This is a genomic window from Anaeromyxobacter sp. SG17, assembly GCF_022690695.1.
GTDB lineage: Bacteria > Myxococcota > Myxococcia > Myxococcales > Anaeromyxobacteraceae > Anaeromyxobacter > Anaeromyxobacter soli.
In genome coordinates this window covers 1-20150 of record NZ_JALCYX010000076.1, presented here as the reverse complement: position 1 = coordinate 20150, position 20150 = coordinate 1, and the positions used below count along the sequence as shown (strand labels likewise).

The 20150-nt window shown below is 74.3% G+C and carries 20 protein-coding genes; 13 read left to right on the top strand and 7 right to left on the bottom strand.

From position 1 onward, the window contains the following. The 10 genes from MNY60_RS19920 to MNY60_RS19875 all read left to right on the top strand — a co-directional run. Positions 1-476 (top strand): LptA/OstA family protein (locus MNY60_RS19920; RefSeq protein ID WP_242361570.1); only part of this gene is annotated, 476 nt, incomplete at its 5' end. Then, entirely contained in the window at positions 473-1228 is a 756-nt protein-coding gene (lptB, locus tag MNY60_RS19915; RefSeq protein WP_242337173.1) for an LPS export ABC transporter ATP-binding protein, read from the top strand. The genes MNY60_RS19920 and lptB, both read left to right, overlap by 4 nt. Next, positions 1225-2730 carry an RNA polymerase factor sigma-54 gene (gene rpoN, locus MNY60_RS19910; RefSeq protein WP_242337175.1) on the top strand — a complete coding sequence of 502 codons (1506 nt, stop codon included), beginning with the start codon at positions 1225-1227 and terminating at the stop codon, positions 2728-2730. The genes lptB and rpoN overlap by 4 nt, the downstream gene beginning before the upstream one ends. A gap of 218 nt (positions 2731-2948) precedes the next feature. Continuing rightward, a complete protein-coding gene (hpf, locus tag MNY60_RS19905; protein WP_242361567.1) occupies positions 2949-3509 on the top strand; it encodes a ribosome hibernation-promoting factor, HPF/YfiA family in 561 nt (186 codons plus the stop codon). A gap of 427 nt (positions 3510-3936) precedes the next feature. Next, the gene (locus tag MNY60_RS19900) at positions 3937-4395 is read left to right on the top strand and encodes a PTS sugar transporter subunit IIA (RefSeq protein ID WP_242337179.1); all 459 of its coding nucleotides are present in this window, start codon (positions 3937-3939) and stop codon (positions 4393-4395) included. Positions 4396-4567: 172 nt separating this feature from the next. Then, positions 4568-4795: a sulfurtransferase TusA family protein gene (locus tag MNY60_RS19895; RefSeq protein WP_242337181.1), complete on the top strand. Its 228-nt coding sequence runs from the start codon at positions 4568-4570 to the stop codon at positions 4793-4795. A 6-nt stretch (positions 4796-4801) separates the two neighbouring features. Continuing rightward, positions 4802-6754: a 4Fe-4S dicluster domain-containing protein gene (locus MNY60_RS19890; protein ID WP_242361565.1), complete on the top strand. Its 1953-nt coding sequence runs from the start codon at positions 4802-4804 to the stop codon at positions 6752-6754. A 6-nt stretch (positions 6755-6760) separates the two neighbouring features. Then, entirely contained in the window at positions 6761-8263 is a 1503-nt protein-coding gene (locus tag MNY60_RS19885; protein ID WP_242361564.1) for a hydrogenase iron-sulfur subunit, read from the top strand. After that, positions 8260-9777 (top strand): Ni/Fe hydrogenase subunit alpha, encoded by a 1518-nt coding sequence (locus tag MNY60_RS19880; protein WP_242361562.1) that lies wholly within the window; start codon positions 8260-8262, stop codon positions 9775-9777. Before MNY60_RS19885 ends, MNY60_RS19880 begins: the two co-directional genes overlap by 4 nt. Further along, on the top strand, positions 9774-10241 hold the full coding sequence (locus tag MNY60_RS19875; RefSeq protein WP_242361560.1) for a hydrogenase maturation protease: 468 nt from the start codon (positions 9774-9776) through the stop codon (positions 10239-10241). The genes MNY60_RS19880 and MNY60_RS19875 overlap by 4 nt, the downstream gene beginning before the upstream one ends. A 51-nt stretch (positions 10242-10292) precedes the next feature. On the opposite strand, the gene MNY60_RS19870 is transcribed toward MNY60_RS19875, so the two are convergent. After that, positions 10293-11111, bottom strand: a complete 819-nt coding sequence (locus MNY60_RS19870) for a Sir2 family NAD-dependent protein deacetylase (protein WP_242361558.1) — start codon at positions 11109-11111, stop codon at positions 10293-10295. A 101-nt stretch (positions 11112-11212) separates the two neighbouring features. Here MNY60_RS19870 and MNY60_RS19865 point away from each other — a divergent pair, with 101 nt between their 5' ends. The 3 genes from MNY60_RS19865 (at position 11213) to MNY60_RS19855 (ending at position 13979) form a co-directional block, all read left to right on the top strand. Further along, the gene (locus MNY60_RS19865) at positions 11213-12772 is read left to right on the top strand and encodes an ATP-dependent DNA ligase (RefSeq protein WP_242361556.1); all 1560 of its coding nucleotides are present in this window, start codon (positions 11213-11215) and stop codon (positions 12770-12772) included. 13 nt (positions 12773-12785) lie between these two features. After that, on the top strand, positions 12786-13400 hold the full coding sequence (locus tag MNY60_RS19860; protein ID WP_242361555.1) for a peptidylprolyl isomerase: 615 nt from the start codon (positions 12786-12788) through the stop codon (positions 13398-13400). Between the two features lie 138 nt (positions 13401-13538). Continuing rightward, positions 13539-13979, top strand: coding sequence for a carboxymuconolactone decarboxylase family protein (locus tag MNY60_RS19855; RefSeq protein ID WP_242340056.1), 441 nt, complete (start codon positions 13539-13541; stop codon positions 13977-13979). Between the two features lie 298 nt (positions 13980-14277). Here the strand turns inward: MNY60_RS19855 and lepB are convergent, their stop codons facing one another. The 6 genes from lepB to MNY60_RS19825 form a co-directional block, all read right to left on the bottom strand. After that, positions 14278-14967 (bottom strand): signal peptidase I, encoded by a 690-nt coding sequence (gene lepB / locus MNY60_RS19850; protein ID WP_242340055.1) that lies wholly within the window; start codon positions 14965-14967, stop codon positions 14278-14280. Between the two features lie 14 nt (positions 14968-14981). Beyond that, on the bottom strand, positions 14982-16211 hold the full coding sequence (locus tag MNY60_RS19845; protein ID WP_242340054.1) for an ABC transporter permease: 1230 nt from the start codon (positions 16209-16211) through the stop codon (positions 14982-14984). Further along, positions 16208-17470 (bottom strand): ABC transporter permease, encoded by a 1263-nt coding sequence (locus MNY60_RS19840; protein ID WP_242361553.1) that lies wholly within the window; start codon positions 17468-17470, stop codon positions 16208-16210. The genes MNY60_RS19845 and MNY60_RS19840 overlap by 4 nt, the downstream gene beginning before the upstream one ends. Continuing rightward, positions 17467-18195, bottom strand: coding sequence for an ABC transporter ATP-binding protein (locus MNY60_RS19835; protein WP_242340052.1), 729 nt, complete (start codon positions 18193-18195; stop codon positions 17467-17469). The genes MNY60_RS19840 and MNY60_RS19835 overlap by 4 nt, the downstream gene beginning before the upstream one ends. Positions 18196-18197: 2 nt before the next feature. Further along, on the bottom strand, positions 18198-19589 hold the full coding sequence (locus MNY60_RS19830; RefSeq protein ID WP_242361551.1) for an efflux RND transporter periplasmic adaptor subunit: 1392 nt from the start codon (positions 19587-19589) through the stop codon (positions 18198-18200). Continuing rightward, on the bottom strand, positions 19590-20150 hold a 561-nt coding region (locus MNY60_RS19825; RefSeq protein ID WP_242361549.1), incomplete at its 5' end, for a TolC family protein.

Genomic DNA, 20150 nt, shown 5'->3' with positions numbered 1-20150 from the left:
GCGCCGCCGCGAGCGCCGCGCCGCGGGGCGCCGCCGCCGCCGCGGGCGAGGGGAAGGTCCGGATCGACGCGGACGAGCTCCACTACGCCTTCCAGAAGCGCGAGGTGATCTTCACCGGGAAGCCGGTCGTCCTGACGCGCGGCGACGCGAAGCTCACCTGCGCGCGGCTCGTCGCGACGAACGACGCCCGGGGCGAGGTCTCGCAGGCGATCTGCTCGGGCGACGTCCGCTTCGAGCGCGGCGAGCGGCTCGTCACGTGCGAGAAGGCGACCTACGAGGCGGCGGCGGCGCGGCTCGTGTGCGAGGGGAGCCCGGTGCTGCGGGACGGCCCGAGCGAGGCGCGCGGGACGCGGCTCGTCTACGACCTGAAGCGCGACGAGGCCAAGCTGGAGGGCGCGAAGATGCTCCTGCCCGGCGACGAGGTGGACGCGCGCCGGCGCGAGCTCGAGGCGCGGCGCAAGGGGGGCACGCCGTGACGGCGGACGTCCTCCGCGCCGACGGGCTCGTGAAGAGCTACCGCCGCCGCCGCGTCGTCGACGGCGTCTCGTTCCACGTCTCGCCCGGCGAGGTGGTGGGGCTGCTCGGGCCGAACGGGGCCGGCAAGACCACCTCCTTCAACATGGTGGTCGGCCTCGTGACGCCCGACGGCGGCACCGTCCGGCTCGGCGACACCGAGCTCACCCGCGAGCCGATGCACCGCCGGGCGCGCCTCGGAGTCGGCTACCTGCCGCAGGAGGCGTCCATCTTCCGGCGGCTCACCGTCCGCCAGAACTTCACCGGCGTCCTCGAGGCGCTCGGGGTCGGGCACGCGGAGCGGGAGCGGCGGGCGGAGGCGCTCCTCGCGGAGTTCCGGCTCGAGAAGGTGGCGGAGAGCCTCGGCGAGCAGCTCTCGGGCGGCGAGCGCCGCCGCGCCGAGGTGGCGCGGAGCCTCCTCTCGAACCCGAAGTACATCCTCTTCGACGAGCCGTTCGCGGGCGTCGATCCGATCGCGGTCGGCGAGCTGCAGCGCCTCATCGGCTCGCTGCGCGATCGCGGCATCGGCGTCCTCATCACCGATCACGCCGTGCGCGAGGCCCTCGGCATCTGCGGCCGGGCCTACATCCTGTCCTCGGGGACCATCCTCGAGGCGGGCACCCCCGCCGAGATCGCGGCGAGCCCGCGGGCGCGGGCGGTCTACCTGGGAGAGAAGTTCCGGCTGGACGACGCTCCGGCCATGGAGCGGCGATGAGCCTCGAGCTGAAGCAGCACCTCAAGATGACGCAGCAGCTGGTGATGACCCCCCAGCTGCAGCAGGCCATCAAGCTCCTCCAGCTCTCGCGCATGGAGCTCGTCGACCTCATCCGCACCGAGATGACGGAGAACCCGCTCCTCGAGGATCCGGCCGAGGGCGAGGAGGAGTCGCGCGCCGAGGGGGCGAGCCCGGCGGAGCAGGCGCAGCTCGAGGCGGAGCCGCAGCACAAGGACGCCGAGAAGTCCGAGGAGGTGAAGGGCGAGGAGGGCGCGAACGAGATCGACTGGGATCAGTACCTCGACCACTACCAGCTCCAGGGCCACACCGCGCCGTCGAACCGCGGCCTCACCGACGAGGAGCTGCCCGGCTACGAGGCGACCCTCACCAAGAAGACCGACCTCGTCGACCACCTCGTCTGGCAGCTCCGCCTCTCGAACCTCACGCCCGAGGAGGAGCGCGTCGCGATGCTCGTCATCGGGAACCTCGACGACGACGGCTACTTCAAGATGCCGGCCGTGGAGGGCGAGAGCGAGGAGTCGATGACCCGCGATCCGCTCGTACGCGTGGCGTTCGAGTCGGGCATGGGGGTCGAGTTCGCGGAGGGCGTCCTCAAGAAGGTCCAGTCGCTCGATCCGCCCGGGGTCGCCGCGCGCGACCTCCGCGAGTGCCTCCTCATCCAGGTCCGCCACCTCAACGCCGACACGCCGGAGATCGTGGCGATCATCGAGCGCCACCTCAAGCACCTCGAGTCGAAGAACTACGCGGCCATCGCGAAGGACCTGAAGATCTCGATCGACGAGGTCGTGAAGGCGGTGAAGGTGATCAGCCGCCTCGAGCCGAAGCCGGGCCGGGCCTACTCGGGGGAGGAGGCGCAGTACATCACCCCCGACGTCTACGTGCACAAGATGGGGGACAAGTACGTCACCGTCCTCAACGACGACGGGCTCTCGAAGCTGCGCATCAGCGGGATGTACCGCGCCGCGCTGAAGAACGGCCAGGCGGGCGAGGCGAAGGAGTACATCCAGGAGAAGCTGCGCAGCGCGGTCTGGCTCATCCGCTCCATCCACCAGCGGCAGCGGACGATCTACAAGGTCACCGAGTCGATCGTGAAGTTCCAGCGCGAGTTCCTCGACAAGGGCATCGCGCACCTGCGGCCGCTCATCCTGCGCGACGTGGCGGAGGACATCGGGATGCACGAGTCGACCGTCTCGCGCGTCACGACGAACAAGTACGTCCACACGCCGCAGGGGATCTACGAGCTCAAGTTCTTCTTCAACTCGGCCATCAACCGGACCGGCGGCGACGAGATCGCGAGCGAGGCCGTCAAGAACCACATCAAGCGCATCGTCGCGGCCGAGGACCCGAAGCACCCTCACTCGGACCAGCGCATCGTCGAGATCCTGAAGGACCAGGGCATCGAGATCGCGCGCCGGACGGTCGCCAAGTACCGCGAGGTGCTCGGGATCCTCCCGAGCTCGAAGCGCAAGAAGTACTTCTGAGGCGCGGGCCCGCGGCCGCGGCTCCGCCCCGGCGACGCCCCCGAAGAGCCTCGGGCGGGGGGACGGGGGGAGTGCCCTCCGGCGCGCCTCTGTTATGATTTCACGTGAGCATGTTGCCAGCGTGGGCAGCATCGGCGGCGGCCGCGGCTCCGGGGGACTCGAGGTCCCACCGGTCCGCGGCCGAAGTATTTTCAGCGATCCCGCACAGGAGGCGGTCAATGCAGGTGAACATCACCTTCCGGCATCTCGAGCCCACCGAAGCGTTGAAGTCCCATGTCAAAGGCCGCGTCGAGCACGTCCAGCGCTACATCGACCGGCCGAGCGAGGCCCACGCGGTGCTTCACGTCGAGAACCTGGATCACCACGCCGAGCTCACGGTGAAGGCCGGCCGGTTCCTGCTGCGCGGCACCGCCCGCTCCCAGGACATGTACGCGTCCATCGACCAGGCCGCGGACAAGATCGAGCGGCAGCTGAAGAAGCACAAGGCGAAGCTCTCGAGCCACTACAAGGCGAACGGCACGCCGCCGCCGTGGGCGCCGGTCGAGGTCCGCCACGACGTGCTCGACATCCTCGAGCACCCCGAGCGCCCGAGCCACCGCGTCGTGAAGAGCAAGCAGTTCCAGGCGAAGCCGATGACGATCGACGAGGCGATCCTCCAGCTCGAGCTGCTCGACGCGAAGTTCTACGTCTTCCAGAACTCGGAGGACCGGGCGGTCAACGTCGTCTACCGGCGCGACGAGGGGGGCTTCGGCCTCATCGAGGCGCGGAACAACATCTAACGGGGGCTGCGCCCCCGCCCCGGCGGGGGGGGCGCCCCCCCGCCGGGGCCCCCGGGGGGGGGGGGGGGGGGGCCCCGCGCGGGGGCCCCCCCCCCCCCCCCCCCCCCCCGGGGGGCGCCCGCGGCCGGGGGGGCCCGGTGGTCGTGCCGGGGGGACGCACGAGGCGCGTCCCCCCGGACCCCCCGCTCGCTCCGGCGCAGCCTCATCCGGCTGCGCCTCCGCTCGCACCACGCCGCGAGCGACGCATTCCTCCGCGGGCAGGTTCGGGCTCGGGGGGCTCGCTTCGCTGGCGGTCGCGGCCCGTCGCGGGGCGCCGGTCGGGCTCGCCTCGCTCGGCGACGATCCGTTCGCGAGCGGCCGTGCGACGGCTCCGCTTGCCGTCTTGCCGACGCGTTGCCACCTGTGTTAGCTGACGCCCGGTTCTCTCATGAAGATCGTCGAGTTCCTGCGGCCTGACGCGGTGATCGCGAACCTCTCCGGCCAGACCGGTCAGGCGACGCTCGCGGAGCTCTGCCGCCCGCTCGCGTCCGCCTACAAGGTCGACGGGCAGCGCCTCCTGGAGACGCTGCTCGAGCGCGAGAAGCTGGGCTCGACGGGCATCGGCGAGGGCGTCGCGATCCCGCACGGGAAGGTCCCGGGGCTCCCCGGCCTCATCGCCGCCTTCGGCCGCTCCACCACCGGCATCGACTTCCGCGCGATCGACGGGCGACCCACCCACCTGTTCTTCGCGCTGTTCGCGCCCGAGAACTCCGCGGGCGCGCACCTCAAGGCGCTCGCGCGCATCAGCAGGATCTTCAAGAACGCGACGTTCCGCGAGGCGCTGCTGCGCGCGGGATCCGCCGATGAGATCTTCCGGCTCATCGAGGCGGAGGACGCCAAGTACTGAGCGGCCGACCGGGCGGGTGCCCGGTGCGGCGCCGCGGCGCATCCCCCGCTCATCGCCGGCTCTGCGATCGTTTGATGGTAATGTCGGGCCGCGTCAGGCCCGCTCGAAGCGCCGCCGCTTTGCGATCACCATCGGCCGAGCGCCTCGCGTCCTCGCAAGGAGAACGTCTTCAGTGGCCTCGAACTTCATGCGGATCGACTGCTCCGGGATGCGCTGCCCCCAGCCGGTGCTGAAGCTCGCCGTAGAGACCGCCGAGACGCCTGCCGGTACGGTCGTGGAAATCGTGGGCGACTGCCCGACGTTCGAGAAGGACATCCGGACCTTCTGCGAGCGGCGCAAGAAGACGCTCCTCTCCGTCCGTCCCGATGCGCAGAGGGTCGTCATCCAGATCCAGTACTGAGAGGCCGTGACACAGAGCGGAGCGCGGCAGCCCGGCCCGACCGAGCCCACCCCGGACACGCAGCACCGCGCGACCGGCGTCTATCTCTGCCGCTGCGGCCCGAACCTCGGGGCGGTGGTTGAGCTCGGCTCGCTCGGCGCTCCGTCGGCGTGGCCGGGAGCCGGCGACGTCGCGGTCCACGACGTGCTGTGCTCCGAGGAAGGGAAGGCCTGGCTCGCCGCCCGGATCCGGGAGCGCGGGCTCGAGCGCGTCGTCATCGGCGCCTGCTCCCCACGGGAGCACGAGGCGACGTTCCGGGCGGTGCTCGAGGGGGCGGGCCGTTCGCCCGAGCACCTGCAGCTCGTGAACCTGCGCGAGCAGGTGGAGTGGGTGGGGGGCGATCCCGCGGAGGCCACCGAGCGGGCGCGCCGGCTCCTCTCGGCGGGGCTCGCGCGGGTCCGCCTGCACCGGCCGATTCCCCGCGCGGAGGTGGCGGCCTCGCCCGACGTCCTCGTCGTGGGCGGCGGCGCGGCGGGGATCGCGGCCGCGCGCGCGCTCGCCCGGCGCGAGCGCAGGGTCTACCTCGTGGAGCGCGCGTTCGCGCTCGGCGGGCTCGCCAACCGGCTCGACGAGATCTTCCCCGCGGGCGAGTGCGCGAGCTGCTTCATGGAGCCGGTGCTCGACGAGGTGCTCCACTCCGAGCGGATCGAGGTGCTGACGGGCGCCGAGCTCCGCCGGGTGCGCGGCGCCCACGGGAGGTTCGCGGTCGAGCTCGCGATCGCGCCGCGCGGCGTCGATCCGGCGGTGTGCCTGGGATGCGCCTCCTGCAGCGCGGCCTGTCCCGCCGTGCGCGCCGACCCGGACGGCGGACCGGCGCGGAAGGCGATCGGCGTCCCGTACCCGGGCGCGCTCCCGCACGCCTCCGCCATCGATCGCGCGGCGTGCCTGCGCGCCCGCGGCGAGGCCTGCGACGCCTGCGCCCGGGCCTGCCCGTTCGGCGCCGTCCGGCTGGACGAGCCGGCGCGCACCCGCGAGGTCACGGTGGGGGCGATCGTGGTCGCCACGGGGATGAGGCCGGGCGAGGTGGCGGGGCCGGACGGCGTCGTCTCGACGTACGCGCTCGAGCGGATGCTCCACCCGGACGGCCCGACGGGCGGCGAGGTTCGAGGCGCGGGCGGGCGGCCGCCGCGCGCGGTGCTGCTCGCCGCGACCGCGGACGAGGACGGGTCCCTCCCGGGGGAGGAGCTCCTGAAGCTCGCGAGCCGGCTCCGCGCGCGCCTGCCGGCCGCGCGGATCGCGGTCGCGGGCGGGCTCGATCGCGCGCCCGGCGCGGCGCGGCGGGCGGCGGCCCTCGCGGCGAGCGGGGTCGAGCTCCTGCCCGGGACGCTCGTGCCCGGCGCGGTCGAGGCGTGCACGGACGGACTGCGCGCGCGCCTTTCCGACGGGGCGGTGCGGACGGCCGAGCTCGTCGCGATCCACGCGCCAGCGCGCGGCGCGGACGGGGCCGAGGCGCTCGCGCGGCTCCTCCGCGTCGACTCGGACGCGCGCGGGTTCCTCGCCGACGGGGGCGCGAGCCCCTTCGAGCCCACCGCGACGCGCATCGCGGGCGTTTACGTCGCCGGCGCGGCGGCCGGGCCTCGCCCCGTCCACGAGGCGATCCGCGACGGCACCGCCGCCGCCGGGCTGGTGCTCGCCTCGCTCGCCCCGGGCGACCTCTTGCCGCTCGAGCCGCTCGCCGCCGAGATCGACCCTGCCCGCTGCGGCGGCTGCGCGCTGTGCGTGGCGGCCTGCCCCTTCGGCGCCGTCGGCCTCGACCCCGCGACCGGGCGGGCGGTGGTGGCGGCGGTGCACTGCCGAGGCTGCGGCACCTGCGTCGCCGCCTGCCCGGCGGGCGCGGCGACCGCGCGGCACTTCACCGGCGCGCAGATCGCGGCGGAGATCACGGCGCTCCTGCGCGGCGCGCCGGGGAGCGGGGGGTAGCCGCGGATGGCGCACGAGCCCCGCATCATCGCGTTCCTGTGCAGCTGGTGCGCGTACTCGGCGGCCGACCGCGCCGGGCAGGCGCGCCTCGAGTACCCGCAGAGCCTCCTCACCGTGCGCGTCATGTGCAGCGGGCGCGTCGAGCCGGCCTTCGTGCTCCAGGCCTTCCGCGAGGGCGCGGACGGCGTGCTCGTGGCGGGCTGCCACCCCGGCGACTGCCACTACGTCGACGGCAATCTCAGGGCTGCCGCGCGCCACGCGGTGCTGGTGCGCGCCCTCGAGCAGGCGGGCATCGAGCCCGAGCGCTTCCGGCTCGCCTGGGCGAGCGCGGCGGAGGGCGAGCGCTTCGCCGCCACCGTGCGCGAGATGACCGAGGCCCTCCGGGCGCTCGGGCCGCTCGCCTACCCGGCCCGCGCCGCCCTCGATGCTGGTCTCTCGCCCGCGCCCGAGGGCGTCGAGGACGGGCGGTCCCCCGCGCCCGCGCGCGGAGGGCCGCCCGTGCCCGCGGGGCCGCTTCCGCCGCGCGCCCCCGGCAAGCCGCGCGTCGCCTTCTACTGGAACGCCTCCTGCGGCGGCTGCGAGGAGGCGGTGATGGATCTCGGCGAGGGGCTCGCGTCCCTGCTCGAGCGCGTCGAGGTGGTGCTCTGGCCGGTGGCGCTCGATCACAAGCGGGCCGACGTCGAGGCGCTGCCCGACGGCGGGATCGACGTCGCGTTCGTGAACGGCGCGGTGCGGCTCAGCGAGCAGGACGAGTGGTCGCGGCTCCTGCGTCGCAAGGCGCGCGTGCTGGTCTCGTTCGGCGCCTGCGCGCACATGGGCGGCGTGGTCGGGCTCGGAAACCTCTCGTCGGCGGCCGAGCTCCTCGATGCGGCCTACAGCCGCCCGGCGTCGGTCTCGAACCCGGAGGCGCCGCTCCCGGGCGGCCCGGTCGCCGGAGGAGGCGGCCTCTCGCTCCCCGTGCTCCTCTCCCGCGCGCTCCCGCTCGCCGAGGTGGTCCCGGTGGACTACACCGTCCCGGGCTGCCCGCCCTCGCCGGCGATCGTCGCGGCCGCGCTCGACGCGCTCCTCGGCGACGCCCTCCCGCTGCCCGGCGCCGTGCTCGCGCCGAACGTCGCCCTCTGCGACGGGTGCCCGCGCAAGGGCTCGCGGCCGGAGCGCCTCTCGGTGGCGTCGCTGCGCCGCATCGCCACCACCGCGCTCGACCCGGAGCGCTGCTTCCTCGCGCAGGGGCTCGTCTGCCTCGGGCCGGGGACGCGAGCGGGCTGCCAGCCGGGCTGCATCGAGGCGGGCATGCCGTGCCGGGGCTGCTTCGGTCCGCTCGACGGCGTGCGCGATCCGGGCGCGGCGATGCTGTCCGCGTTCGCGTCGCTCTTCGCGGGCGGCGAGGCGGAGGTGGTCGCGCTCGCGGACGCGCTGCCCGATCCGGCGGGCACCTTCTGGCGCTACTCGTACGCGGCCGGGCTCGTGCCCGCGCGCGTGCGGCCCGCCTCGGAGGGGGGCGAGGGATGACGCGCCGGATCACCATCGACCCGATCACGCGCCTCGAGGGTCACGGCAAGATCGAGGTCTTCCTCGACGCCGACGGGAACGCGGAGAGCGCGTTCCTGCAGGTGCCGGAGCTGCGCGGGTTCGAGCGCTTCTGCGTGGGCCGGCCTGCGGAGGAGATGCCGCAGCTCACCGCCCACGTCTGCGGCGTCTGCCCGGCGGCACACCACATCGCGGCCGCCCGCGCGCTCGACGCGCTGTACGGCGTCGTCCCGCCCGCCGCGGCCCGGAAGCTCCAGGCGCTCTACTACAACCTGTTCATCTTCGAGGATCACCTCCTCCACTACTGGTACATGGGCGGGCCGGACTTCTACGCCGGCTCCTCGGCGCCCGCGCCCATGCGGAGCATCGTCGGCGTCCTCGCGAAGGTCGGCGCGGACCTCGGCCGGCGCATCCTCGGCGCCCGCAAGGAGGCGCGCGAGCTCATGGCCGCCATCGCGGGGCGCACCATCCACCCCGTGTTCGCGCTGCCGGGCGGAGTCTCCCGCCCGCTCGACCCCGAGACCGTCCGCCGCGCCCGCGAGCTCGCGCCCGGGCTCGTCCGGTTCGCGGCCGACACGCTCGAGTCGTTCCGCGCGGCGGTGCTCGGGAGCGGCGAGTACGGCGAGGCGCTCTCGAGCGAGGTGTACCGCGTCCGCTGCCACTCGATGGGCATGGTGGACGAGGCGGGGCGGCTCACCTTCCTCGACGGAGCGCTGCGGGTGGTGGATCCGCAGGGCGGCGAGCTCGCGCGCTTCCAGCCGAGAGACTGGCTCCTCCACCTCGCCGAGCGGGTCGAGCCCTGGACCTACGCGAAGCTCACCTTCCTCAAGGCGAAGGGCTGGACGGGATTCACGGAGGGTGACGAGAGCGGGCTCTACCGGGTCGGGCCGCTCGCGCGGCTCAACGTCGCGCGCGCGATGGCGACGCCGCGCGCCGAGGCGGAGCGCCAGCGGCTCTTCGACGCGCTCGGCTGGCCGGCCCATCAGACGCTCGCGTTCCACTGGGCGCGCCTCGTGGAGGCGCTCCAGGCGGCGGAGGCGGTCGAGGCGCTCGCGGCGGATCCGGACCTCGAGGCGCGCGAGCCGAGCCAGGTCCGCACCGTGCCCGCGCCGCTCGCGGGGCCGTCCGAGGGGGTCGGCGTGGTCGAGGCGCCGCGCGGCACGCTCATCCACCACTACGCCACCGACGCGGACGGCCTGCTCACCGCCGCGAACCTCGTCGTGGCCTCCCAGCACAACGCCGCCCCGGTGCAGATCTCGGTGCGCAAGGCGGCGCGCGGGCTCATCCGGAACGGGAAGGTCGATCCCGCGCTCCTGAACCAGCTCGAGATGGCGTTCCGCGCCTACGACCCCTGCAACGCCTGCGCGTCGCACGCGCTCCCCGGCGAGCTGCCCCTCATCGTCACCGTGCGCGGGCCGGACGGCGCGGTGCGCGAGGTGATCCGGCGGCGGGAGTCCACCGAGGATGACGGTGCCGACGCCGGGGCGGGGGAGTGAGCGTCCCGGTCCTCGTCCTCTGCCTCGGGAACGCGCTCCGCAGGGACGACGCGGTGGCGCTCCACGTCGCGGATGCGCTCTCGCGCGAGGGCGCGCCGGGCGTCACCGTCCGGCGCAGCGCGGCCGCCGGGCTCTACCTCCTCGACGACATGGAGGGCTTCGACCGCGTCGTGGTGGTGGACGCGGTGCGGACCGGCGGTCATCCGCCCGGGACGGTGCTCGCCTTCCCGCTCGACGCGCTCCACGCGCCCGAGGGGCCCTCGCCCCACGCCATCGGCCTGCCCTCCGCGCTCGCTCGCGCCGCGGCGGCGGGCGCGCCGGTCCCGTCGCGCATCGAGGTGGTCGCCGTCGAGGCGCTGGCGCTGGACGAGGTGGGCGAGGGGCTCACGCCCGCGGTCGCCGCGGCGGTCCCCGCGGCCGTCGCCGCGGTGTGGCGGGCGGTGGCCGCGCTCGCCGCGCCGTGAGGACCCCCGCTGCGAGGGCCCACACGGGACCTCGGCAGCGTGCAGCGCTCATCACAGCGCCGCGTCGATCCGCTCCAGGGCCTCGCGCGCGCCGCTCGCGATGGAGAGGTGCGGCGGGCGCACCTCCGGCTCGCGCGGGTTCACGCGCACGAGCGTCGCGCCCGGGCGGGCGCCGAGCCGCTCGGAGTGCCAGCGGATCGTCGGCACGGCCGTGCCCGCCCCGAGCTCCAGGATCACGAGGCGCGCCTCGCCCCGCTCGTCGAGCCACGCCTCGAAGCGGTCGGCCTGGGCGTCGGTGCGCGACGAGAGCCACGCGCCGTCGCCGAACATGAGGATGTTCGGGCGCGCCACACCGCGGCAGCGGAGGCAGCGCGGGATGCGCTGCGCGCGCATGGTCGTCGCGTCCACTGCGACGTCCTCCTCGTTCGGCCAGATCGCCCCGCAGCACGGCTCGGTGCACTGGAGGTGGTGGATGGAGCCGTGGACCTCGAGCACCTGCTCCGCGGGAAAACCCGCCTTCTGGAACTGACCGTCCACGTTCGAGGTGACGACGAAGCAGGGGAGGCCGAGTCGCTCCGACCAGCGCAGGAGGAGCGCGAAGCCGGGGTGCGGCGCGGTCTCCCGGTAGAGGCGCGCCCGGTGCCCGTAGAAGCCCCAGCCGAACGCCGGGTCCGCCTCGAAGTGGACCGGGTTCGCCGCGTCCACGAACGAGATCCCGAGCCGCTCGTAGGGCGGGTACGCCTTCCAGAAGCCCCGGTCGCCGCGAAAGTCCGGGAGCCCGGAGTCGACGCCCATGCCGGCGCCGGCGGTGACCACGAGCGCGCCGGCCGAGCGGAGCGCGGCGGCGGCGGCGGCGTGCGGGTCGGGCATGCGCCGGATTGTACGGCGACCGGCCCCGAGGCGGCGCGGCGCGGCGCGCTCGTGAGGGGCCCCGGCTCGTCCCGGGCCGGGGGGCCGGTTAGGGAACGAGGGTGCAGCTCGCCGAGCTCGTCCAGGCCTCGAACGCCGTCGCCCGCACCGCCGCCCGGCTGGAGAAGATCGCGCGGCTCGTGGAGGCGCTGCGCGCGCTCGCGCCGGAGGAGCGGCGCGCCGGGGCGAGCTGGCTCTCGGGGGAGCTCGCCCAGGGGCGCATCGGGCTCGGCCCCGCCGCGGTGCGGCGTGCGCTCGCGGCGACGGAGCCGGCGGGCGCGGCGACGCTCTCGGTCGCGGAGGTGGACGCCGCGCTCGACCGGATCGCGGCGGCGCGCGGCGGCGGCTCGGGCGGCGAGCGCGCGCGGCTCCTCGCGGCGCTCCTCGCGCGCGGCACCGCCGAGGAGCGCGACTTCCTCGGGCGGCTCCTGCTCGGCGAGCTGCGCCAGGGCGCGCTCGAGGGTGTGCTGGTGGAGGCGGTGGCGCGCGCCGCGGGGCTCTCCGCGAGCGACGTGCGCCGGGCGGTGATGATGGGCGGCGCGCTCGCGCCGGTGACCGAGGCCGCGCTCTCGGAGGGCGCGGCGGGGCTCGCCCGGTTCCGGCTGCGGCTCCTGGAGCCCGTCCAGCCGATGCTCGCGCAGCCGGCCGGCGGGGTGGACGAGGCGCTCGACGCGCTCGGCGAGGCCGCGCTCGAGTGGAAGCTCGACGGCGCGCGCGTGCAGGTCCACAAGGACGGGGAGCGGGTGCGCGTCTTCTCGCGGACGCTGCGCGACGTGACGGTGGCGGTCCCGGAGGTGGCGGAGGCGGTGCGCGCGCTCCCCGCCTCCTCGCTCGTGCTCGACGGCGAGGCGATCGCGCTCCGCGCCGACGGCTCGCCCGAGCCGTTCCAGGTCACCATGCGCCGCTTCGGCCGGAAGCTCGAGGTGGGGCGCCTGCGCGAGGAGCTGCCGCTCTCGGTGCTGTTCTTCGACGCGCTCCACGCCGGGGGGGAGGACCTCGTCCTCTTGCCCTTCCGCGAGCGGCACGCTGCGCTGGCGGACGCGCTGCCCGGGCCCCTGCGCGTGCCCCGCCTCGTCACCTCCGACCGCGCGGCCGCCCAGGCCTTCCTCGACGGCGCGCTCGCGCGCGGCCACGAGGGGCTCGTGGCGAAGTCGCTCGCGGCGCCCTACGAGGCGGGCCGCCGCGGCGCGAGCTGGCTCAAGGTGAAGCGCGCGCACACGCTCGATCTCGTGGTGCTCGCCGCGGAGTGGGGCAGCGGCCGCCGCCGGGGCTGGCTCTCCAACCTGCACCTCGGCGCGCGCGATCCCGCGACCGGCGGGTTCGCCATGCTGGGCAAGACGTTCAAGGGCATGACCGACGAGATGCTCGCCTGGCAGACCGAGCGCTTCCGCGCGCTGGCGCTCGGCACGACCGACGGGTACGTGGTCCACCTTCGCCCGGAGGTGGTGGTGGAGATCGCGTTCGACGGGCTGCAGGAGAGCCCCCGCTACCCGGCGGGCCTCGCGCTGCGGTTCGCGCGCGTGAAGCGCTACCGTCCGGACAAGCGCCCCGAGGACGCGGACACGATCGAGATTGTGCGCGCGATCCACGCGCAGCAGCTGGCGGGGGAGCGCCGGCCGTGATTCACTGAACGTCATGCGTTCCGCCGTCGCCGCCGCGCTCGCCGCGTGCCTGCTCCTCGCCCCCGCTGCCCGCGCCCGCCCGGTCCGCGCGCCGGAGCCGCCCGAGCACCCGCGCGTGCGCCTCGAGACCGAGCTCGGCGCGATCGAGCTCGAGCTCGATCGGGCGCGTGCCCCTCGCACCACGGCGAACTTCCTGCGCTACGTCGAGGCGGGCCGCTACGACGGCGGCCGTTTCCACCGCACCGTGCGCGCCGACAACCAGCCCGACGACCGCGTCCGCATCGCGGTCGTCCAGGCGGGCGTCGATCCGGCGAAGGAGGCCGAGGACTTCCCGCCGATCGCGCTGGAGCGGACGCGCGACACGGGCCTCCGTCACCGCGCCGGGACGCTCTCCATGGCCCGAGCCCGACCGGACACCGCGACGAGCGACTTCTTCGTCTGCCTCGACGACGAGCCCGAGCTCGACTCGGGTGGACGCCGGAACCCGGACGGTCAAGGCTTTGCCGCCTTCGGGCGCGTCACCGCCGGAATGGACGTCGTGCGCCGCATCCACGCGTCGCCCGCCAAGGGCCAGGCGCTCGATCCGCCCGTCCGCATCCTGCGCGCGCGCCTCATGGGGACCCGCTGATCGCGGGAGCCTCCGTCGATTGCGGCGTTCCGCCGCATCGCTAGATCCCTCCCCGACGCCGCGCCGACCGGGCCGCGCGGCCGGCGGCGACCCCGATCGCCGCGGCCCGCGATCGACGAGCGCCACGAGGAGAGCGACATGGCCGACGTGAAGGCGATCCATGACGAGGTGAAGCAGCTGTTCGGGCTCGTGCCGACCTGGGTGAAGGAGATGCCCGAGTCGGCGGTGACCGGCTTCTGGACGCTGATGCGCGACTTCCAGCTCGCGGAGACGCGCATCCCGAACAAGTACAAGGAGCTCATGGGGCTCGCGGTGGCCGGCGCGACCCGCTGCCGCTACTGCGCGCTGTTCCACACCGAGGCGGCGCGAATGTTCGGCGCCACCGACGAGGAGATCGCCGAGGCGAGCATGATGAGCGCCGCGACGATGGCGGGGAGCACGTTCCTCAACGCGCAGCAGACCGACTACGACACCTTCGCCCGCGAGCTGCGCGAGATGCTCGAGTACATCCGCGCCCACCAGCCCGCCGCGGCCGCCGCTACGAGCGCCACCCAGCAGCAGCCGCCGATGCAGCATTGAGGGTCTAACCGGGGCTCGCCACACGCATGCTTCGCGGGAGGGGCCCCGCGCAACGCGCGGGGAGGGGCGAAGCCCCTCCCCGCCCCCGCCTGAGCACGGGGTGAGTGCCAGCGTGCTGCTGCACGCGATCAGCAGGGAGGGGCCCCGTCGCGAAGCGACGGGGAGGGACGCAGTCCCTCCCGGCGGGGAACGGTCGCGAACCCGCGTCAGCGGGCGCGACCGTTCACGGCCCCCGCCGAGCAGGGGTGGGGCCCCGACGAGCTTTGCTCGGCGGGGCGGGGGACGGAGTCCCCCGCTTCTAATGATTCACGAAGTGAAAGAGACGATCCCAGCGCGGCCCGCCCGGACCCCAGGACACGAGCGCGAGCCAGGCGCGGCCCTTGATGCGGCCGACCGGCACCGGGCCGAACACGCGGCTGTCGGCGGAGTGGTCGCGGTGGTCGCCGGCGAGCCACACCGTCCCGTCGGGCACCTTCACCGACGGTACGTCACCGCACGGCAGGTAAGGCGTGCAGAAGGTGTGGTAGCGGTGATCGACGAGCGACTCGACGAAGTCGACGCACGGCTCCTCGCGCCAGGGGCCGCCCTCGTTCTTGTTCCAGTAGTTGCAGCGTCCGGGGACGCGCTCGCGCGGTACCGGCGCGCCGTTCACGACGAGGTGGCCGTCCCGGATCTCGACCGTGTCGCCGCCCACGGCGACCACCCGCTTGATGAGGTCGTCGTCGCGCGGGTTCCCGGGCGGCGCGAGCAGCACGACGATGTCGCCGCGCGCCGGGCTGCGCCAGGTGGCCTGCGCCGTCTCGGTGAACGGCAGGCGCGCCCCGTAGGCCCACTTCTCGACGATGACGTAGTCGCCGATCTGCAGGGTCGGGATCATCGAGCCCGACGGGATGTAGACGGCCTCGTAGAGGAACGTCCGGAACGCGAGGACCGCGAGGATGGTGAACGTCCAGCCCCGCACCTCTTTGACGAGCTTCGACCGGTCCACGCGCCCCGCGTCTCCTATTCGGTCCGCATCGCCTCGACGGGGTCGAGCTTCGACGCCCGGGCGGCGGGGTAGATGCCGAACAGGAGGCCTGCCCCGCCCGCGGAGGCGAGGGAGACTATCACCGCCCACGCCGGGATGCTCGCGGGAACTTGCCAGATCTCCCGCGCCCCGAGCGCGAGGCCCGCGCCGAGCAGGACGCCCACGAGCCCCCCGAGGGCCGAGAGGACGACCGACTCAACGAGGAACTGGGAGAGGATGCGCCGGCGGCGCGCGCCGAGCGCCATGCGGATGCCGATCTCGCGCGTCCGCTCGGTCACCGACACGAGCATGATGTTCATGACGCCGATGCCGCCGACGAGGAGCGCGAGCGCGCACACGCCGAACGTCGCGGCGCCCACCATCTTGGCGAGGTTGTCGAAGAGCTGGGCGGAGGTGTCGTTCGAGAAGATCTCGAAGTCGCTCTCCTCGTGCGGCGCGAGCCCGCGGATGCGGCGGAGCTTCGCCACCACCTCCTCGAGCGCCCTGGGCGCGTCGTCCGGCGTCGTCGCGACCACGGCGATGTTGTTGTTCCGCACCTTCCCGAGCGCGCGCTCGTAGGCGGTCCACGGCACGACCGCCCATCCGTCCTTCGACTGGCCGAGGAGCGAACCCTCGCGCTCGGCGACCCCGATGACCTCGAAGGGCACGCCGCGGACGCGGACCTCCTGGCCGAGCGGATCCTGGCCGGGGAAGAGGATGTCCTGGACGTCGGCGCCGATGACGATGACCCGCCGGCCGAGCTGGACGTCGGTGTGGCTGAGGAACCGGCCGAGGGCGATGTCGACGCCGTTCGCGCGCTCGTAGTCCGGCAGCGCGCCGCAGACGCTGATGTTCTGCTTGGTCGTGCGATCCCGGGTGGCGAGGGCCTCCGGCCGGCGCGCCCACTCCTCGATCGAAACGTAGGCGACGTGCGGCAGCTCGCGGAGCGCCTCGCCCTGCTCGCGGGTGAGGTCCGGGCGCCGTTCGTACTTCCGGTGGTCGTGCGGGCCGAACTGGAGCGCGGGCCACTTCTGCACCTGGAAGGCGCCCGCGCCGAGCGCGGCGAAGTCGCTCGTGAGCTTCAGGCGGAACCCCTCGGTGAGCGACATCATCGCGACCACCGTGGACGCGCCGATCACGATGCCGAGCAGGGTGAGCACGGAGCGCAGGACGTTCGCGCGGAGCGTCCCGAGGGCCATCGCGATGGTGTCGAGGAGGGCGGTCATTCGTAGCGCAGCGCCTCCACCGGATCGAGCCGAGCGGCCCGCCAGGCGGGCCACGAGCCGAAGAGGAGCCCCACGCCGGCCGAGAAGCCGATGCCGAGCGCCACCGCCGAGGGCGTCGCCGCGGCGGCGAGCGGCGTGAGGAGCGCGACGAGCTGGGCGACGCCCAGGCCGAGCGCCGTCCCGACCGCCCCGCCGAGCGCCGCCACCACCGAGGACTCGATGAGGAACTGGAGCAGGATCGTGCGCCGCCGCGCGCCCAGGGCGCGCCGCACGCCGATCTCGCGGGTCCGCTCGGTGACCGACACCAGCATGATGTTCATGATGCCGATGCCGCCCACGACGAGGGTGATCATGCCGACGCCGATGGCCACGCCGTAGAGCGCGCCGGTGAGCTGCCGGTACACCTTGAGGAACTGCTCCTGCCGGTTGAGGGCGAAGTCGTCCTTCTTGTCGGGCGGGACCTGCCGCACGCGGCGGAGGATGCCGACGAGCTCGTCCTCGAGCGCGGGGAGGTCCTCCGGCGCGGCGGCGACCGCGATGTTGAGCGAGCGCTTGCCGCCGAGGTCGCGCAGGAAGGTGGTGTAGGGGACGATGACGTTCGCGTCCATGTTCATGCCGAGGAGCTGCCCGCGGCGTCCGATGGTGCCCACCACGGTGAACGGGATCCCGTTCACGACCACCTTCTTGCCGAGCGCGCCCTCCGCCGTGGCGCCCGGGAACAGGCGATCCACGAGCTCCGCGCCGAGCACCACCGTGTTGCGCGAGAGATCGACGTCGATCTCCGCGAGGAAGCGCCCCGCGGCGACGGAGCCCGCGCCGGTCTCGAGGTACTGCGCGTTCGTGCCGATGATCTGGACGGACGAGACCTCCTTCTCGGCGCGCGTCACCGGACCGCGCGTCATCGCCATCGGCGCGATGGCGCTCGCGTGCAGCGCCTCGCGCTGGATGGCCTCGAGCTCGCGGCGGCCCAGGTCCTTGCGGTTGCGCATCTCCCACCACGCGTCGCGACCCGCCACGAACCAGCCGAACTTGGAGACGTAGACCGTGCCCGCCCCGAGGGTCGAGATCTGCGACTCGAACGAGGCGTTGAGGCCCTGGATGATCGCGACGATGGCGATCACCGTCATGACCCCGATGACGATGCCGAGGGTGGTGAGGAAGCTCCGCAGCCGCGCCCCGACGAGGTTCGCGAGGGCGATGCGGACGCCCTCGGAGATCTCCGAGGCCGCGCGGACGAGCCCGCGCCGCAGCCGGCTCATGCGTGCACCACGCGCGCCGCCGTGAGCGTGGCGACCTCCGCGCCCGGCCCGTCGCCGACCACCCGCCCGTCGGTGAGCCGGATGGCGCGGGGGCAGCGCGCGGCGAGCCGCGGCTCGTGGGTGACGAGCAAGATGGTGTGGCCGCGGCGGTGGAGATCGTCGAACAGGCGGATGATCTCCTCGCCGGTGGAGGAGTCGAGGTTGCCGGTGGGCTCGTCCGCGAGCAGGAGCGACGGCTCGCCGACGAGCGCGCGCGCGATGGCGACGCGCTGGCGCTGCCCGCCGGAGAGCTCGTTCGGCCGGTGGTGCATGCGGTTCGTGAGGCCGACCGCCGCGAGCGCCGCCTCGGCGCGGTCCCGGCGCTCGCGCCGGGAGACGCCGCGGTAGACGAGCGGGAGCTCGACGTTGGCGAGCGCGGTGGCGCGGGGGAGGAGCTGGAACGTCTGGAAGACGAAGCCGATCTCCTTGTTGCGAAGGTCGGCGAGGGCGTCGTCGGCCAGCCCCTGCACGTCGGCGCCGTTCAGCCGGTAGCTGCCGGAGCTCGGCGTGTCGAGGCAGCCGATGAGGTTCATGAGCGTCGACTTGCCCGACCCCGACTGGCCGACGATCGCCACCCACTCGCCGCGCTCGATCGCGAAGGAGACGCCGTCGAGCGCGCGGACGGTCTCTCCGCCCACCTCGTAGTACCGGCAGAGGTCCTCAACGAGGATCAGCGCGTCGTCCACGGCTAGCCCTTCCCCTTCGGCCCCTTCGCCCCCGGGACCTCCTCGGTGACGGGCTTCCCGTCGGCGAGCTCTCGCGAGAGGACGCGGTACGGCCCCTCGACGACCTTGTCGCCCTCGGCGAGCCCCTTCACGATCTCGATCTCCGTGTCGCTCGCGAGCCCGGTCTCGACCTCGCGCACCTTCGCGACGCCGCCGTCCACGACGAAGACCACCTTGCGGAGCGGCTCGCGGCGCGGCTTCTTGCCGGGCTTCGCCGGCGCGCCGCCGCCGTTCTCCTGCGGCGGGTCCTCCTGCGCGGCCCCCTTCCCGCCGGCCCGCAGCTCCTTCTCCGGCCGCACGGTGACCGCCTGGATGGGCACCACCACCGCGCCGTCGCGGGTGTCCGTGGCGATCGCGGCCTGCGCGCTCATGCCGGGGAGCGCCCCCGGCACGCGCTCCGTGAGCGCGAGCCGGACGACGAACGTCGTCACCTCGCCCTCCGTGCCCGCGTTCTTCACGGTGGCGTTCCGCGCGACCTCGACCACCTGGGCCGGGAACTTCCGCTCCGGGATGGCGTCGATGTCGATGTCGGCGGTGTCGCCCTCCTTCACGAACACCACCTCGTGCTCGCCGACCTCCACGTTCACCTCCATCTGCGACAGGGTGGAGATGACGACGATGACGTCCTCGGAGAAGTCGGAGCCGCGCACGCGCTCGCCGACCTGCTTCTGGCGCTTCGTCACGACGCCGTCGATGGGCGCCGTGAGCGTGGTGAGCGAGAGGAGGTGGCGCGCCTCGCGCAGCGCCGCGTCCGCCTGCTCGATCCGCCCGCGGGCGGCGTCGGCCCGGGCGCGCTCGCCCTGGACCTTGGCGCGGGCCTGCTCCACCTCCGCCGTGCTCGCGTTGCCGCTCTGCGCGAGGCGCTCGACGCGCCCGAGCTCCTGCTCGAGCTGCGTCACGTTCACGTTCTGCGACTGGAGGTCGGCCGCGGCCGAGGCGCGCGCCGCGTCCTGCTGCGAGACCTGGGCCGTGTAGCGGCGCGCGTCGATGCGGCCGAGCACCTGCCCCTTCTTGACGAGATCGCCCTCCTTCACGTTGAGCTCGAGGAGGTCGCCCGAGATGTTGGAGGACAGCTTCACCTCGGTCGCCGCCTGGAGCTTCCCGGCGGCGGTGACGATGCGGGTGATGCTGCCCTTGCGCGCGGTGATCGCCTGGATCGCGACGGGCGGCGCCGGGCGCGGCCGGAGCGAGAGGACCGTGATCGCCGCGACCGCGAGGACGAAGAGGGTCGCGACGATCCGCTTCGTCCAGCTCATGCGGATCCGCGGCGGAGGGCGGGCGAGGACGGGCCCCTCGGGCGCGGGGCGCTCGGCGGGCTCGGGGGCGGGCATCGATGCGGGGTTGTGCGTCGCCATCTAGATGGGTCCTCCCGCGGCGCGCGCGAGATCCGCGATCGCGACCGCGTGATCGATCCTCGCCTCGACGAGCGCGAGCTCGGCCTGGGTCAGCTTCAGGGAGGCGTCGCGCAGCTCGAGCTGCGTCGCGAGGCCGGCGTCGAGCCGCTCCCGCGCGAGCGCGAGGCCCTGCTCCGCCATCCGCAGGTTGTCGGTGGCGAGGGAGACCTGCCGCGCGCGCGCCTCGGCGAGCGCGCGGGAGTCGGTGATCTCCTTCGCGACCGCGTCGAGGGTCCGCTCCGCCGAGGCGCGGGCGCGCCGCGCGAGGCTCTCGGCGCGCTGCACCTCCGCGGAGGTGCGGCGGCCCTCGAACAGGTTCCACGACGCGACGAGCTGCACGCTCGCCGTGTAGTCGCGCGACGGGTCGGAGTACACGCCCCCCTTGCCCGCGAGCTCCACGCCGTTGCGGTTGTAGCCGGCCTGCACGTCCAGCCGCGGCAGGTAGCCCGCCTGCGCGATGCGGATCGCCGCGTCGGCCGCCTCGACGCGCGCGCGCTCCGCGGCGAGCGCGGGGCGGCGCTC